Origin of the sequence: Edaphobacter lichenicola (assembly GCF_014201315.1) — a bacterium.
GTDB classification, from domain to species: domain Bacteria; phylum Acidobacteriota; class Terriglobia; order Terriglobales; family Acidobacteriaceae; genus Edaphobacter; species Edaphobacter lichenicola_B.
This window is the reverse complement of record NZ_JACHDY010000004.1, coordinates 1-17,919: the sequence shown is the minus strand read 5'-3', so window position 1 is coordinate 17,919 and position 17,919 is coordinate 1. Positions and strand designations below refer to the sequence as shown.

At 57.2% G+C, this 17,919-nt stretch carries 8 protein-coding genes; 6 read left to right on the top strand and 2 right to left on the bottom strand.

The window, feature by feature from the left end; translation table 11 throughout:
• Nucleotides 1-90 precede the first annotated feature (90 nt).
• The 4 genes from pulA to HDF09_RS13600 all read left to right on the top strand — a co-directional run bounded on the left by pulA (nucleotide 91) and on the right by HDF09_RS13600 (nucleotide 5,814).
• Complete coding sequence (gene pulA, locus HDF09_RS13610) at nucleotides 91-3,894, top strand: pullulanase-type alpha-1,6-glucosidase (RefSeq protein ID WP_183767237.1); 3,804 nt, start codon at nucleotides 91-93, stop codon at nucleotides 3,892-3,894.
• A gap of 265 nt (nucleotides 3,895-4,159) precedes the next feature.
• Nucleotides 4,160-4,900: an SDR family NAD(P)-dependent oxidoreductase gene (locus HDF09_RS13605; protein ID WP_183767235.1), complete on the top strand. Its 741-nt coding sequence runs from the start codon at nucleotides 4,160-4,162 to the stop codon at nucleotides 4,898-4,900.
• Between the two features lie 148 nt (nucleotides 4,901-5,048).
• Nucleotides 5,049-5,375, top strand: a complete 327-nt coding sequence (locus HDF09_RS21150) for an SDR family NAD(P)-dependent oxidoreductase (protein ID WP_311719513.1) — start codon at nucleotides 5,049-5,051, stop codon at nucleotides 5,373-5,375.
• Nucleotides 5,350-5,814 carry an SDR family NAD(P)-dependent oxidoreductase gene (locus HDF09_RS13600; RefSeq protein WP_311719511.1) on the top strand — a complete coding sequence of 155 codons (465 nt, stop codon included), beginning with the start codon at nucleotides 5,350-5,352 and terminating at the stop codon, nucleotides 5,812-5,814. The genes HDF09_RS21150 and HDF09_RS13600 overlap by 26 nt, the downstream gene beginning before the upstream one ends.
• A 651-nt stretch (nucleotides 5,815-6,465) precedes the next feature.
• Here HDF09_RS13600 and HDF09_RS13595 read toward each other — a convergent pair.
• Nucleotides 6,466-7,878, bottom strand: coding sequence for a glycerate kinase type-2 family protein (locus HDF09_RS13595; protein WP_183767233.1), 1,413 nt, complete (start codon nucleotides 7,876-7,878; stop codon nucleotides 6,466-6,468).
• Nucleotides 7,879-8,096: 218 nt separating this feature from the next.
• Here HDF09_RS13595 and HDF09_RS13590 point away from each other — a divergent pair, with 218 nt between their 5' ends.
• Nucleotides 8,097-9,080, top strand: a complete 984-nt coding sequence (locus HDF09_RS13590; protein ID WP_311719509.1) for an NAD(P)-dependent oxidoreductase — start codon at nucleotides 8,097-8,099, stop codon at nucleotides 9,078-9,080.
• Nucleotides 9,081-9,146: 66 nt separating this feature from the next.
• Here the strand turns inward: HDF09_RS13590 and fumC are convergent, their stop codons facing one another.
• Nucleotides 9,147-10,592: a class II fumarate hydratase gene (fumC, locus tag HDF09_RS13585; RefSeq protein WP_183767231.1), complete on the bottom strand. Its 1,446-nt coding sequence runs from the start codon at nucleotides 10,590-10,592 to the stop codon at nucleotides 9,147-9,149.
• A 1,079-nt stretch (nucleotides 10,593-11,671) separates the two neighbouring features.
• On the opposite strand from fumC, the gene HDF09_RS13580 reads away from it, so the two are divergent.
• Nucleotides 11,672-17,919: MBG domain-containing protein (locus tag HDF09_RS13580; RefSeq protein WP_183767229.1), on the top strand; the 6,248-nt coding region annotated here is incomplete at its 3' end.

The following is a 17,919-nucleotide window of genomic DNA, read 5'->3' as shown; positions in this document are numbered from 1 at the left end:
CGCGACGCTGCCATTGGATGCCTTCGGCGATCGCGAACGATCGCGCCCTTGACTCAAACGAATCCAGCCAGTTTCCTCGGGGAGCCACTCATGAAAATCCGGATTGGAACACCGCGCCTTCTGTGCAGGGCCAGTTCTCGCGCCCTGATGTTTCTGCTATGCGTTTTTGCGTCGGCCTCGGCCTTTGGGGCCGATCCGGCTATCCCCTCGGGTGACATACGCATTCACTACCATCGACCGGACGGCAACTATAGCGGCTGGACGGTCTACGCCTTCGATAACACCACGGAAGACACTGGCAACTATGGCGGCGGTCCGGTTCAAGTGACTGGAACGGACAGCTTCGGCGCGTATTTTGACGTTGGAGTGACACCCGGCGCGCAAGAGGTTGGGATTATTATTCACAACCCGACGGCATCGGGCGGAGACCAGAAGGACACTCCCAACAATCTCTTTGTCGACCCCGCGACTCAGGGCATCGAGTACTGGGCGTACTCCGGGATAGCCAAGCTGTATACGTCTGCGCCAAGCCTCACGAATCCCACTGCTCTGCTGCCGGGATACGTCCGTGTTCACTATCACCGGACGGACGGCAACTACGGAGGCTGGACGATCTATGCCTTCTACGACACCACGGAGTTCACCGGCGACTACAACAGCGGACTCGTACCTGCGACGAACACTGACGCATACGGGGTGTATTTTGATGTGGCAGTTGTCCCGAATGCGCAGAACCTGGGGCTGATCATTCACAATCCGTCTGCGCCGGGAGGCGATCAGAAAGACCCTGGGCCGAACGAGTTTGTCGATCCTTCTACGGAAGGCTTTGAGTACTGGGGCTACACCGGGATCGGCAAGCTGTACAAGAGCCAGCCAAGCCTGAGCAATCCTGCCGCGCTGTTGCCCGGGTACGCCCGCATTCACTACTTCCGGCCCGACGGGAACTATGCGAACTGGACCGTTTATGCCTTTAACGACACAGCGGAGTATACCGGCGACTTCAACGACGGACTGACCGGAGTGACCAGCCATGACTCCTACGGCGCGTACTTCGACATAAGTCTGATTCCCAACCCAAAGGACCTCGGATTTATCGTCCACAACATCTCTACTGGGGTTAAAGATCCCGGGCCCGACATGCATCTGAATGTCGCTACCAACACCCAGGCGTGGGCGATCTCAGGGAACGCGACTGTCTTCCTCACAACTCCGACTCCTACCCAGATACTGGATAGTCTCCTGAACGTGGAGCAGGCGTACTGGCTCGATCGCCAGCGAGTAGCCATTCAGCCGCAGTTTGCTCAAAGTGGTGACACCTTCGCGATAAGCTCCAGCCTCACCGGCGGCCTGTCTGTGACTCCCACCGGCGTCACTGGAGGCACCAATATTCCGCTCACCGTTGGCGGAGCCCTGACTGCGGATGAGTTGCTTCGATACCCGCAATTGAATGGGTACACCGTCCTTCAACTACCGGCGAATACGCAGCTTTCGGCCTTGCAGACGGCGCTCGAAGGACAGCTCGCGTTTTCGGCCATCGGTTCAAATGGAGCGCTGCAATATGCCACCGGCATTCAGTTCGCTGGCGTTCTGGATGATCTCTACTACTACCCTGGCAAGCTCGGTGTCGTCTTTCATCATTGGGACGACAAAGACTGGCGCGATTGGCCTGACGACGAGGATTGCGCCGTCAAACTGAAGCTCTGGGCGCCCACTGCACAGAGTGTCTCCTTGCAACTCTTCGATCACGAATCCGATACTGCGCCGTCCGCCGTTGCCCCGATGCATGAGCACGATGGAGTATGGGTAGCGAAAGGTGACCCTGGCTGGAAGGATAAGTACTACCTCTACAGCGTGAAGGTGTGGGTGTCAGCCGACGGCGCGGTGGACACCAATGTCACCAGCGATCCCTATTCGATCGATATCGCGTTAAACGGCACCAAGAGCAGAATCACGGATCTCGACTCCGACAAGACGAAGCCCGCAGGCTGGGACGAGGAGACGTCACCTCCGCTAAGAAGCGTCAGCGATATGAGCATCTATGAACTTCATGTTCGCGACTTCAGCGTGAACGATCTCACAGTTCCGTTGGCTCATCGCGGAATGTACGAAGCCTTTGAGGACCAAGGTTCGGACGGTATGAAGCATCTTCGCTCTCTGGCCGAAAGCGGACTCAAAGCAGTCCATATCTTGCCCTCGTTCCACTTCGCCAGCGTGAATGAAGATAAATCAAAATGGATCATTCCCACCGGTCTGGCGGCATATCCGCCCGATGGCCAGCAGCAGCAGGCAGCCGTGACGGCAAGCCAGACTAATCCTGCGTACAACTGGGGGTACGATCCCGTGCACTACATGACGCCTGAGGGTAGCTACGCGATCAATCCAGATAACCGCGTGCGCGAGTATCGGGGAATGGTGGATGGGCTGCACAAGGCGGGACTGCGTGTGGTTCAGGATGTGGTCTTCAACCACACAAATGCCAGCGGCGAGGCTCCGAACTCCAATCTCGACGAGGTGGTGCCGAACTACTATCACCGCCTCGACGCGAATGGAAATCTTGAGACAGGCTCGTGCTGCCCCGACACCGCAAGCGAACACCTCATGATGGAAAAGCTGATCATCGACACCCTCGTGCTCAATGCGCGAGACTATAAGATCGATGGCTTCCGCTTCGACATCTTGAGCTTCATGTTCACATACAACATTCAGCATATTCAGCGGGCCCTGCAGGCACTTATTCCCGAGAAAGACGGTGTTGACGGATCGAAGATCTACCTCTATGGAGAAGGATTCAACTTCGGAGATACCGCGAACAATCAAATAGGTCCGAACGCCTCACAGATTAATCTTTATGGGTTTGGAGTTGGCACCTTCAACGATCGCATCCGCGATGGCATCCACGGTGGCAGCCCGTTTACCGATGAGCGCGTGCAGGGCTTTGCCACGGGGCTCTTCACCGACCCAAGCGATTACACCAACTCGAATCCGCCGCTAAACGGTCAGCAGAATCAGTTGCTACAGTACTCTGACTGGATCGATGTAGGACTCACAGGAAACCTGCGCGACTACAGTTTTACCGACAGCGCCGGGGCGACAGTAACCGGAGCCCAGGTGCTCTACAACGGACAACCAACCGGATATACCAAGAGCCCGATCGAGGCAGTCAACTATGCGTCAGTCCACGACAACCAGGACCTCTTCGACAAGGTGCAGCTAAAGTCGAGCTACAACGATAACATTGCCACTCGTGCCCGCAGGCAGGTGATGGGCATGAGCCTCGTAACCCTCGGGGAGGGAATTCCGTTCTTCCAGGCAGGCGACGATCTACTGCGCTCCAAGGACATGGACCAAAACAGTTACAACTCCGGTGACTGGTTCAATAAGATCGACTGGAGCGGTAAGACCGCAAACTGGGGCATCGGTCTGCCCATCGCGAGCCAGAACCAGGCCCAGTGGCCGATCATGATGCCGCTGCTCAGCAACCCTGCCTACACCCCGCTTCCAGCAAATATTGCATACAGTAAAGCAGCGTTCAGCGAATTGCTGCAGATCCGTTACAGCTCAGAGTTGTTCCGCATGCCCACCTTCGAGGAAGTGCAGCAGAACCTTACGTTTCTGAATACCGGTTCAAACCAGACGCCGGGGCTGATCGTGATGAAGCTGGATGCGAATGGCGGGAGCTACGGAATCTACAAACACGTCGTCGTCGTCTTCAACGCAACCAATGCTTCCGTGACCTTCACCAACAGTCATCTGCAGGGTTTGGGCCTGCATCTGCACCCGGTGCAGCGCCACTCCAGCGATCCCGCAACCAGTCAATCCACGTTCAACTCTAAAGAGGGGACTGCGACAGTACCCGCACTCACAACTGCGGTCTTTGTGGCTGAAACCGAGTAGATCACTTAGCAGTTCACTACTCAGTCAGTCCTGCCACAAAAGAGAGCGCAAAGGTACTTCGCCCCGAACATTTGGGGCTCGCTACTTCCGTGAGGACTCTCAATGGAGACCACCATTCCATCGAGGAATAGTTAGTATTCCCAAGGCTGCCCAATCTGATTGCAAGAGTCACACATCAGATAACTGTCTGGCACGTCGTAATGCGATGGCAGTCAGTTGAATCAGTGAAGCGATTCGATCATTTACAGAAAACCAAAGGAGATCTATGTCTAAGTTAGCGAAGAAAGTGGTACTCGTAACTGGCGGTTCCCGCGGCATTGGCGCAGCGATTGCGAAGCGTCTGGCCGCCGATGGAGCAAGCGTAGCCATCACGTACGCAAAGGACACCAACTCGGCCGCAGCCGTCGTCAAAGCCATTGAACTCGCCGGGGGAAAAGCTATCGCGATCCAGGCGGACGCTGCCAACATCGAAGCAGTCAAAGGTGCGGTCGAAAAGGCGGTCGCGACCTTCGGACGGCTGGATGTGCTTGTGAACAATGCCGGCACGGCCATTCCGAAACCGTTCGAAGAGGCCACGCAGGAGGAGATGGATCGCGTCATCGACATCAACATCCGCGGCGTATTCGCTACCACGCAGACTGCGCTAAAGCACATGAAGGATGGCGGCCGCATCATCATGGTCGGTTCGGCCGTGGGCGAGCGTGCCGTTGCGCCCGGGCTTGTGCCCTATGCGGCCACGAAGGGAGCCGTCAAGATGTTCACGCAGGCGCTGTCAAGAGAGGTGGGGGGCCGTGGCATCACGGTCAACAACGTCCAGCCGGGTCCGATCGATACCGATTTGAATCCCGCCTCGGGTGATTGGGCGGTACCGCAGAAGGCCGCCACGGCGCTCAACCGCTATGGGCACGTTGAGGAGATCGCCGCGATGGTAGCGTTCGTCGCCGGTCCTGAATCCTCGTACATCACCGGAGCAAATCTGACCGTGGATGGCGGAATGAATGCCTGAACCGACGCAGGCATTCGGTATAGGAGCCTGAAGAAAGACGCGACCGTGCAGACCGAATTGAGAGCCGACTCCGATTGGAGCCGGCTCTCCTTCGACTCCAGGTGCCACACTCGCCCTATCTAATAACTGAGAGGCAATAGAGAGGACAATGACTACACTTCAAAACAAAACAGCGCTTGTGACTGGCGCATCGAGAGGCATTGGCCGCGCAACGGCAGTGGCTGTGGCTGAGGCCGGCGCGCACGTCCTGGTTCACTATGGCCGTTCTGCGCAGGAAGCGGAGTCTCTGGTCACCGAGATTCAGGCGAGAGGCGGACGTGCAAATGCAATTTCAGCCGACCGGGAACTCCGGACGGCGTGTCGCTGCTTGCCAAGCAGGTCCGTTCCATCGTCGGCGATCGGTTGGATGTGCTTGTGCTCAACGCCGGAATCAGCAAGTTGCTCGCATCGTGGATTACACGATAGAGGATTTTGACAACCTCTTTGCGACAAACGTCCGAGGCCCGTTCTTTCTGGTACAGCAACTCCTGCCCATTCTAGGCGACGGTTCAAACATCGTTGCTATCTCCTCTGCTGTGGCACGTACGGTAGTTGGCAAGCCCGGCGAGGAAAATCCTTCGATTCTCGCTTACGCCTCTACGAAAGGGGCCCTTGAGACCCTGATCAAGAATTGGGCCGCCATTCTTGGGCCGAGCGGCATACGCGTAAACGCTGTCGCTCCTGGGGTCATCGACACAGATATGTCGAATTTCACGAAGACCGAGGCAGGACGCGAGACCGCGCTGGGAATGCAGGCGCTTAAGCGACTCGGCAAGGCCGAGGATGTTGCCGACGTAGTCGCCTTTGTGGCGTCTGATGCGGCGCGCTGGATCACGGGTGCGAGTATTCCCGTCGATGGCGGTTCGAAGCTCTAACCTGACAACCTGAGGCACGCAAAATGCAAGTAAAGTCGAACGAAGCCAAAGATATCAGAATTCCCGGGCCTGACCACCCCATTACGATTTCACCGGGGAGGGCAAGGTCCGTGTAACGATCGCCGGGAGGATAGTCGCTGAATCGACGCGAGCAGTTCGGCTGGAAGAGAGGACCCACTGGTCTACTACTTGCCGCGCAACGATGCAGATATGTAGTGGCTTGTTCGGACAACCCATTACACTTATTGTCCGTACAAATGGACGCATGGAAATCGCCTCTTACTTTGCCCTCGCGTCTGTTGAGCGAGGAGCAGCTCCAATTCAGCTTCGATGATCAGGTCGAACCCTGCTTCCTCGCCGTACGCGGAAATCCGCAACATGATCTTTCTTGACCAAACGCCAATTCGCAACCCCTACCCAAACGTTGTCTTGATATCAGCAGCAGGCGGCATGGGCATTCGTTCGACTTAATATTCACAAGCTCCGAATTCTTATTGTTGGTGCATAAATGATTCATTCCTCAGGAGATATGTATCAACTCGAGTAGAAACGGAAAAGCAAGGCACTCGTCCACATCATCGCCTTGTAGAAACCTGCTGCAAGGAAGACGCCCGCCGCTTCGAAGAACCATGCACGGCGGTCAGCCTAAAATCACTCGGCCAACAGGATACGAAGGTCACGCAGATTGTTGCCGGTCGCGCCGGTCACAATACTGGAACCAATTGTTTTAAGAAATGCGCCGGAGTCAAAGTGTTGCAAGGCAAGTTCGGCCTGACGTAGAAGCCCTGAGTCCGCGGTGTTGCCCGAACCGTTGCTCTGCAAAAGAGTTAGCTCGCCCACCACTGCGCCGGCCGCGATACTGTTACCGTCGATTCCGTCAGTGCCCGCAGACAAGACGACCGTCGAGCCAGGAGAGGACTGTAGCAGTGTCGCTGCATACAGGGCAAAGTGTTGGTTCCTCCCTCCGATACCAAGTCTGTGCGATGCTCCCGTGCCGTTAGTTTCCGGACTTCGCTCCGGAAGCTCGACCGTCACCTCTCCCGAAGAAATAAGACATACGCGAGCATGATCGCGCCGCAGACTTCGCAGGCGCTCAAGCAGGTAAACGGCCGCGCGACGGTAGTCCCAATCGTCGCAGCTGTTATCAATAACGGCATAAAATCCAAGATTTTCAGCACGTCGTTGTGTGGCCTCTGCCAGATCGTCGGAAGTAATCAAGGTGAGAGAGCGGGCGCTGAATTGATGTGCCTTGGGAGTCTCGGGGAGGTCCGGGTTGCCAAAAAAACGACGTAACGAGGCTGGAAATCTCTTCATGAGATCGTAGCGTGCCAGAATCTCACGGCACTGTTCCACCGTGGAAGTGTCTGGCAGCGTTGGACCCGAGGCCAGTGCGTCGAGATGGCCAAGAGGTACGTCGGAGATCAGAAGAGAGTAGCTGAGGATGCCTTCTGCATGCATGGCGAGGCGGCCACCCTTGATGGCGGAGAAATGTTTCCGTACACAATTGATCTCCGCGATAGAGGCTCCGCTGTGGACCAGCTCGCGGTAAAAGCTGACCGTGTCTTCAAGGGAGATGGTCGAATCCAGCGGCAGTTCGAGCATCGCCGAAGCGCCTCCGCTGATGAGAAAGAGGCAGAGGGCATCGTCTGGAGAGCTCGCCAGTTTAAGCGATTGCAGGACTTGCAGAGCAGCACGCGCGGCGTCTACCGAAGCTTGATTTGGAAGAGGATGTCCACCCGCAAAAAACTGAAAATTCTCCGGGAGTTGTTCAGGGCGGTCTGCTGTCACCAAAACACCTGACACTTCGCACCGCGGCAGATCCTGAAGATGCGGAAGAAGAGCCCCCAGCATGGGTGTTGCTGCCTTCCCGGCGGCAAGGACGCGAATGTGCTTCAAGCGGCTAAGATCCACGGTGTTTTCCCCGAAGAGGAGATACCTCCGAGATGCGCCGTCAGTATGGCTCTTTATCTTTTCAGAAAAAGCTCGCTCGATGCTGCAATCCGCCAGAGAGTCTCTAAAAAGATCGCGCGCGATTTCACCCAAATCCAACGCGGCCGATATCATGGGCGACACTCCACCAAGGCCCTTCTGAGACTTGCCCCGACTAGCAGCATGGGCGATTCCGCATAGCTCGTTTTCGAATACTCGACACGACGCGCAGGCCTGTCATTACAGGACAATCGGTCCGACAAGACAAGCGTAGCACGGTTCCTGGAACAGGAATGTCCGCGCCGCTATGAGATAGCGCGGGTTACCTCTGAAGGGACGGACATGCCTCCAACGTGCATCAGAACTTTCTCACCGGATTCGCTCCTATACACCTACGTCTTTCACTTCTAACATCGTTTAAAGGAGCGCAACGCAAAATGGCAAAGCTTGGCTTTTTAGGATTGGGAATTATGGGTGGCCCGATGGCTCTTCGTCTGATCGAGGCAGGTCATCAGGTGGCTCTTTGGTCGTTTAGCGAGAATAAGGTTGCAGCTCTGGCCGACAAGGGTGGTATCGCATGCGCAACCCCGGCAGATGTCGCACGCCACAGCGACTGTACGTTTCTCTGCGTAGGCGATACGGAGATGTCGCGCAGTGTCATCCTGGGCGCAGGTGGTTTGGTCGAGGGCGCAGCCGCCAAGTCGATCATCGTCGACTGTAGCACCATTGCTCCCTCCGCAAGTCGCGCGATCGCTGCTGAATTGGCGAAGAAGGACATCAGTTTTCTTGACGCGCCCTGTACCGGCTCCAAGGCCGGAGCAGAGGGTGGCACGCTGACGTTTATGGTCGGCGGTCCAAAGGATATCTTCGAGAAAGTCCGCCCGTATTTTGAAACTATGGGAAAGCTTTTGTACTACTGCGGAGAAGCAGGCATGGGACTTCACGCCAAGTTGTCGCAAAACATGATCCTTGGCAATTTGCTCCAGGCCTTCAATGAAAGCATTGTCTTGAGCACAAAGGCCGGCGTCGATCCCGAGATGATGCTCGATATCCTCAATAACAGCGCGGCGAAGTCTGGTCTGCTCACCACAAAAGCTCCCATGGTCTTTGCTAGAAACTTCACCACCAACTTCTCCGTCAAGTGGCTCGAGAAAGATATGGAGCTCATGTTGGAGTCTGCGGCTGAGCTCAACGTCCCCGCACCCCTTACCTCACTCTCGCGGCAGCTCTATCGCGCAGCGATCGCCAAAGGCTTCGGCGAGGACGACATCTGCGGCTCCATTCGCCTCATGGAAGACATCACAGGCACCACAGTGGCAAGCCGTCCCAAAGCATAGGTAGTGTCATGAAAAGCCCGGTAAGTGCAGACTATCTCCATTAACAATCTGCACCAGCGTTAGCCCTCAATTGTGAGGAAAGACCATCTTCTTCAGATCCACAACCTGATCAAACGCCTTTTCGTCGATCCATCCAGTCGCCAGCGCCGCCTCCTTCAGGGTCGTCTCTTCCTCGTGCGCCTTGTGGGCAATCTTCGACGCCTTGTCGTAGCCGATCACAGGACTAAGCGCCGTCACCAGCATCAGAGAGTTCTGAACAAACTGGACGATGCGTTTTTCATTCAGCATGGTCCCGTCAACCGAGAAGACCCGAAACTTCTCGCACCCATCGGCCAGAATCCGCGCCGAATGAATGAAGTTGTTGATGATGATCGGCCGCATCGCATTCAATTCGAAGTTGCCCTGCGAGCCCGCGAACGCTACGGCCGTATCGTCTCCGATCACTTGAATACAGATCATCACCATCGCTTCACACTGCGTCGGATTCACCTTCCCGGGCATGATCGAAGAGCCAGGCTCATTCGCAGGCAGCACCAGTTCGCCAAGGCCACACCGCGGACCGGATGCCAGCCATCGCATATCATTCGCAATCTTCATCAGAGCGACCGCCAGAGAGCGCAGCGCGGCATGCGCATTCACCATCGCGTCGAGCGACCCCTGGGCGGCAAACTTGTTTGGCGCTGTGACAAACGGCATCCCCGTCAACTCCGCGATCTTCGCAGCGATATCCTCCCCAAAGTGAGGGGGAGCGTTCAACCCCGTACCTACCACAGTGCCACCAGCCGCCAGTTGATAGATCCCCTCGAGAGACCTGTCGATCAACGCCATCGCGTCGCGCAGTTGAACCGCATAGCCCGACCACTCCTGGCCGACCGTCACAGGCACAGCGTCTTCCAGATGCGTACGGCCAATCTTAACGACATCGCGCCACTGCTTCGCCTTGTCCTCTATCGCCGAAGCCAGGGCTTCCACTCTAGGTAACAGATACTTCTTCACCTCAAGGGCGCTGGCAATATGCATCGCCGTCGGAAAGGTATCATTCGACGACTGCGCCATATTGACGTGGTCATTCGGGTGGATCGGCGCCTTGCTCCCCAGCACTCCGCCGAGCAACTGAATCGCGCGGTTGGAGATTACTTCGTTGACGTTCATGTTCGACTGCGTCCCCGAGCCGCTCTGCCAGACAAAGAGCGGGAACTCGCTATCCAGCTTGCCGGCGATCACCTCGTCCGCAACGGTCGATATTGCATCGGCCTGCCTCCGGTCGAGGCGCCCTGCAGCGGCATTCACCAGAGCGGCTGCGTTTTTCACATAGCCGTAAGCGTGATACACCTGCTTCGGCATGCGGTCGTCCCCGATGGCAAAGTGAATCAGCGAACGCTCGGTCTGGGCGCCCCAGTAGTGGTCTGCCGGAACCTCGACTTCGCCCATCGAATCCGTCTCTTTTCGCTTTCCCGTCGCATCGACGCCTATGGGAATCTGCTTCAGCACATACAACTCTTGTGCAGCCATCGATCACCTCACTTTCTTACACATTCGCAGCTGACCCGACCGCCCGCGCTCGACCGATTGTGAAAGCGCTAAATCGCCTAACCGGACATAGGGCAGGTAGACCGGCTCCCATATCTATATAGTTAACGTCCCCAGATACGGTGGTAGCAATCCATGGACCACGAAGGCATCTCGCTCCTCCCTCGGTAAGCGCTCCCTCTTGTTGAGTCCTGGGCGGAGCAACAGGTCATATCCGGAGAGCCTGGTCCCCACAACTGCGGCTTTAGTAAAGCTTTCCACTGAGGAGGGTGAGTTCATTTTGAACCTCTTTCTCTATCGTGACGGAGATGGCGAGGCACCGTTAAACCTCCCTTCGATGCGGGGATTGCACCTGGCTGCGGGATTTGTCAGGGCATATTCAACCAAAGTGCGCTGGTTCCATTGGCCGTCCTGCACCACGTAAGCCTCCAGGAACCTGTCCCGAGAGAGAGATGGACTTTAATTATCCTCCCCACGTCTCATCTCCCGGCGGAGTCCGATTTTTCGACTCTTAACATAGAAGCGACCCGCGCGCAGTCTTACGACGAATCCACGTGCCGTCGAGGTCTCCATAGAATCCCCGAGCACCAAGTATGCAGTAGAACAAAAAGCTCCAGATCACTCAAGCTCCGACGGCACTCGACAGTCCAACGAACTCACCTCTCACTCCGCACCTCTGACACTTCTGTGTCAGTCCATAAAAATATTTCCATCTGTTGGGTAAAAACCCCTGCATTTAGCGCAGTTTATGCTGCCACCTTTGGACTATGGAAGAGAAGCCTCGGCTAAGTGATTCTAGTGAGGAGCAACGGAGGCCAATTAACTCTCTTATGCGGTTCCATCTCTCATCGGCGAACATGCAGGCCTGATAAGAGCGGCACGAAAGTTCTTGGGCCTCTTCGGGCTTTAGCAGTAACAGCATAGTTCTCGCCTCAGGAAGTTCTTAGCAGAAAAGCAGCGCAGAAGTCGAAAGTGGCCACCATCCACCGGAGCTTCTGCGTAAGGCGCACCCGTCTGCCTGAAAACTTCTTGTCACGTCACGAGTCGTCACGGAGATAAGCATGTCGCCACACAGCATCAACCGCAACAGCAGCTCAGAAACTCCAAAGTCTGGCGTGCGTTCTTTCTCAGGCATCTTTTTGTCCGTGCTGGCCCTTCTGCTGGCCACCGTGTCGACGCCGGAGAGCTTTGCTTTGGGTGCTGCAACGACGACAGCTCTGACACTCTCTTCAGGCACCGTGGCCAGCGGAACGACGGTGACTCTTACCGCCGCGGTAACGACCAGTACGACTACTGTATCCCCAGGCCTGATAACTTTTTGTGACGCGACGGCAGTTCGCTGCGAAAATGCGGCAATTCTGGGCACGGCTCAGCTAACCTCCACTGGAACTGCGGTGCTTCGTCTCATTCCTGGCATCGGAACCCACAAATACATAGCCGTCTACAACGGAACAACTTCATATTCCTCCAGCACCTCAGCGTCACAATCTCTCACTGTTACCGGAACTTACTCCACTGGAACGACGCTTACCAACGGTACGACGACCGCCCCCAACTACACCCTCACGGCTACGGTCGTCGGCACCGGCGGGTTTACTCTGGCGCCGACAGCCGCACTTTCGTTTGTAGACACTTCTAACAGCAACTACGTCTTCGGCACGTCTTCCCTGTCAGCCGCTGTCCAGGCGCAGACGTTTACTGCTGCCGGTTCCGCAAGCACGACAGGTAATCCTCCCAGAGGCTCTGCTCTAGGGGACTTTAACGGCGACGGAAAGCTGGACATCGCCGTCGCCTCTGCCACGAGCGGAGTCAATATTCTGCTGGGCACAGGAACCGGAACCTTCACCGCAGGAACCACGCTCACAGCCGGCACAACTCCGACCGGCATTGCAGTCGGCGACTTCAACAACGATGGAATTCTGGATCTTGCCGTAACAAACGCCGGAAGCAACACCGTAAGCATCTTCCTGGGCAAAGGAAACGGAACGTTTCAGCCCCAGGTAACTTACGCTACGGGAAACGCCCCAGGTGCAGTCGCGGTAGGTGATTTCAACAACGACGGCAACGCCGACCTCGCTATCACAAACCAGTCCAGCAACACGGTCACCATCCTGCTCAACAATGGCAACGGCACGTTCACCGCTGCTACGTTCTCGCCTTTTTCCGTCGGGACCGGTCCCTTCAGCCTGGTGGTGGGCGACTTCAACGGGGATGGTAATGCCGATCTTGCAGTGACGAATAAAACCGCCGCCTCGGTCTCCATTCTTCTGGGCACCGGCACAGGCAACTTTGTTCCGGCGAGCCCGCTCACCCCAGGGAGTGGTCCAACCGGAATAGTAGCCGGCGACTTCAACGGCGACGGATCCCTCGATCTTGCAATTACTAATTTCGCCAGTGGCACAATCAGCATCTTTCTTGGGAATGGCAAGGGCGCCTTCACCAAAACCTCCACCCTGACTGTCGGCACCAATCCCATCGCCATTGCCTCAGGTGATTTCGATGGTGATGGAAACGCAGACCTGACTGTCGTCAATCAGGGCAGCACAACCCAAAGCGTACTTCTTGGAAACGGGGACGGCACTTTCAAGACTGTCGCGAACTACACCGTTGGTTCAACCGGCTCCTCGACGCTTGTCGGCGATCTCAACGGCGACGGATTTCCGGATATCGCAACGCCAGTCCAAAGCAGCAACAACGTGACCGTCCTGCTGGACCAGATAACCCAGACTGCAACAGCAACGCTAAACAAGCCCAACGTTCCCGAAGGAGCTGCAACACAGCACAAGGTCGAAGCCGTCTACCCGGGAGAAACCTACTTCACTAAGAGCACCTCCAGTCTCCTGTCTCTCACCGGAACGCCGATTACTACCGCGACGTTGCTCAGCGCGAATCCCTCTTCCAGCAACTATGGCCAGCAGGTCGTACTCTCTGCCACGCTCAGCCCCTACGCGTTAGGCGGCTACACCACCAACAACGAACTGATTACCTTCCTGAATGGCGCCACCGTTCTCGGCACAAGCAGGCTCTCCAGCGGAATCGCGACGTTGAACGTGACGTCTCTCCCTGGAGGCACCGACAGCCTCACTGCGAGTTACAACCTCGGCGGCACAGATGCAAATTTTCTAACTAGCACCTCTTCGGCGATTAATTACCCGGTCGCAAAGGTGACCCCTGTCATCACCTGGGCCAATCCAGCAGCCATCAGCTACGGAACTCTGTTGACGAACACTCAGCTCAATGCAGCAACAGGTGTAGCCGGTACATACTCCTACAGCCCATCGGCCCTGGCGCTACTCACAGCTGGTACACACACTCTTACCGTCCTCTTCACTCCTTCTGATACGACGGACTACAACACGGCGAGCAGCAGCGTAACCCTCGTGGTAAATCCTGCAAACCCCCAGGTCAGCTGGGCGACCCCGGCGCCGATCACTTACGGGACGGCATTGAGTGGAATACAACTGGACGCTACTGTGGCCGTCTACACTCCGGTCCCGTTGACTTCGTACTACAACCTCAACGGCATCTACTCCAATGGCAGGAGCTTTAGCGGTGGCTTTGATCAAAGCGGCAATGCCTACTCGGCGAATTTGCTGGGAACTTCCGTCACCTGGAACAACATAACCTATCAATTGGGACCAGCCAACGCACCCGATGCAGTCGGCGGTCTAAGTAGCACAGGAACGGCGGTGACCATCTCTCTTCCGCCTGGATACTACGCCAGCCTTAATCTGCTTGGCGCGATGGTCAACAATACTACCGCGGCGAACCCCTTTATCATCAAGTATACCGACGGAACAACCACGACCTTCACGCAAAGCCTGAGTGACTGGGTGTATCCGTTGAACTGGCCTGGCGAGACAGAAGTAACATGTGTCCCGTACCGTAACACCTCCAGTGGCGGCCAAGATGGTCACTTGACGTGCGTCTATGGCTATCAGATTCCGCTCAATAGCTCAAAAATTGTTCAGAGTGTCACGCTTCCCGCATGGCAGGGACCAGGAGATGTCTCGATACTCGCCATGGATCTTGTCTCTCCGCCTGTGCCAGGCACGCTGGTATACAACCCAGCTTCGGGCACGGTACTTCCAACTGGAGAAAACACTCTTTCGACCACATTTACTCCCACTGACCAGACAGATTACACGGGCGCTTCAGGCAGTGTGCAGGAACTCGTTAATCCCTCGAACGCCACAACGATCGTCTGGCCTACGCCCGCACCTATCACCTACGGAACAGCACTCAGTTCGACACAACTTGACGCAGTTGCGCAGACGACACCTGGAACAACCTCCGTTTCGCTCTCGTCCTACTATCGCGTCAACGCCTTTGAAACCGATGGATCGACCTTCTCAACTGGAGGCTTCGATAACGGTGGAAATGCCTACTCAGCCACCCTCCTTGGTTCTTCCGTTATCTGGAATGGGCAGACATATTCACTAGGTCCAGCGAATGTTCCGGACGCCGTCACGAGCACAACGATTGCTCTGCCTCAAGGGAATTTTGTTAGCTTGTCACTGATTGGTGCGGCGACCATACCCGGACAGACCGCACAGCCCTTCACCATTACCTATACCGATGGAACCACTGCAACCACAAATATCAGCCTTAGCGATTGGCTAGTTGATGCAGGTTACCCTGGCGAATCCATCGTTGCGGTCACCGCATATTACAACACTGGCAGCGGAGGTCGAGTCACAAATGGCGGCCAAGCCGATCTGTATGGATATCAGATATCCCTCGATAGCTCGAAGACCGTACAAAGCATCACGCTCCCGAACAATCGCAACGTCGTAATTGTGGCGATGGCGCTCAACACATCCTCTACTCCAACTGTAGTGCCAGGTACCTACGCTTACACTCCGGCCGCCGGATTCGTTCCTGCCGTTGGAACCGTTCCGCTCAGCGTTGTCTTCACCCCTACCAACCCGAACTACGGGATAGCAACAAAGACCGTCAACCTTGTCGTCACCAAACAAGCTCTTCTCTTCACCGCCAACAACGAGACTGCAGTCTACGGGACGGCAGTTCCTCCTTACACCTACACAGTCACTGGCTACGTCAACGGCGACACCGCATCAACCGCCTACACCGGCAATCCCTCTCTGACGACGACCCCGGCCGCCCCCACGACCGTAAACAACTACACAATCACGGCCGGCACCGGTTCCCTCGTGTCATCCAACTACAGTTTGACCTTCGCCACCGGAACCCTCTCCATCACGAAAGCCACACCGGTTATCAACTGGTCGAACCCAGCCAATATCACCTATGGTACGGCGCTCGTCCAAAGCCCCGCGGGCCAGTTGAACGCTACCGTCTCCGGCTCGATCCCAGGTACCTTCTCCTACAGCCCTGCCGCAGGCACTGTACTCCCTGCCGGCAACCAAACCCTCACTGTCACCTTTACTCCCACCGACACCACCGACTACACCACCGCAACTGCTTCCGTTCAAATAGTCGTCAATCAACGTGCTCTCACCGTCACGGCTAACAGCTACACCATCCCGTACGGCACAGCGGACCCCACCTACGCGGCCACCATCACCGGCTTCGTCAACAGCGACACCGCCGCATCAGCCACCACCGGCGCTCCGTCGCTCACCACCACTCCCGCAGCACCTTCCACTCCCGGCACCTACACCATCACCGCCGCCACCGGAACCCTCGCCTCCGCCAATTACACCTTCACCCCCGTCAACGGCTTGCTCACCATCAACAAGGGCACCCTCACCGTTACCGCCGGCAGCGCCACCAAGGTCTACGGAGCCGCTAACCCCGCCTTCACCGCGTCAGCCACCGGCGCCATGAACGGTGACACCTTCACCTTCTCCGAAAGCACCACCGCCACCGCCGCCTCACCGGTCGGTGCCTACAATATCGTTCCCACCGCCACCGGCAGCAACCTCGGCAACTACACCGTGACCTACGTCAACGGCACCCTCACCGTCACCAAAGCCCCCCTCGCCGTCACGGCCAGCAGCTTTACCATCCCCTACGGCACGGCTGACCCCACCTACACCGCCACCATCACAGGCTTCGTCAACGGAGACACCCAGGCCTCGGCCACCACCGGCTCCCCGTCGCTGACCACTACTCCGGCAGCCCCGTCCGCTCCGAACGTCTACCCCATCACCGCCGCCATCGGCACCCTGGCCTCCACCAACTACTCCTTCACCTACAACCCAGGCACCCTCACCATCACCAAGGGCACCCTCACCGTCACCGCCGGCAGCGCCACCCGCGTCTACGGAGCAGCTAACCCAACCTTCTCCGCATCCGCCACCGGAGCCGTGAACGGCGACACCTTCACCTTCTCCGAGACCACCACTGCCACCACCTCCTCCCCGGTCGGTACTTACAACATCGTCCCCACCGCCACCGGCAGCAACCTCGGCAACTACACCGTCACCTACGTCAACGGCACCCTCACCGTCACCCAGGCCAACCTCACCGTCACGGCAAGCAGCTACACCATCCCGTACGGCACGGCGGACCCCACCTACGCGGCCACCATCACCGGCTTCGTCAACGGAGATACCCAGGCCTCGGCCACCACCGGCTCCCCGTCGCTGACCACTACTCCGGCAGCCCCAACCGCTCCGAACGTCTACCCCATCACCGCCGCCCCCGGCACCCTGGCTTCCACCAACTACTCCTTCACCTACAACCCAGGCACCCTCACCATCAACAAGGGCACCCTCACCGTAACCGCCGGCAGCGCCACCCGCGTCTACGGAGCAGCTAACCCAACCTTCTCCGCATCCGCCACCGGAGCCGTGAACGGCGACACCTTCACCTTCTCCGAAAGCACCACCGCCACCACCTCCTCCCCGGTCGGTACTTACAACATCGTCCCTACCGCCACCGGCAGCAACCTCGGCAACTACACCGTCACCTACGTCAACGGCACCCTCACCGTCACCCAGGCCAACCTCACCGTCACGGCAAGCAGCTACACCATCCCGTACGGCACGGCGGACCCCACCTACGCGGCCACCATCACCGGCTTCGTCAACGGAGATACCCAGGCCTCGGCCACCACCGGCTCCCCGTCGCTGACCACTACTCCGGCAGCCCCAACCGCTCCGAACGTCTACCCCATCACCGCCGCCCCCGGTACCCTGGCCTCCACCAACTACACCTTCACCTACAACACCGGTACCCTCACGATCAACAAGGGCTCCTACACCATCACCTGGAAGAGCCAGTCTGCGGTCTACGGCACCGCCCTCGGCTCCCCCACCCTCACCGCCACCAGCTCCATCGCCGGTAGCTTCTCCTACAGCCCCGCCGGTGTCCTCCAGGT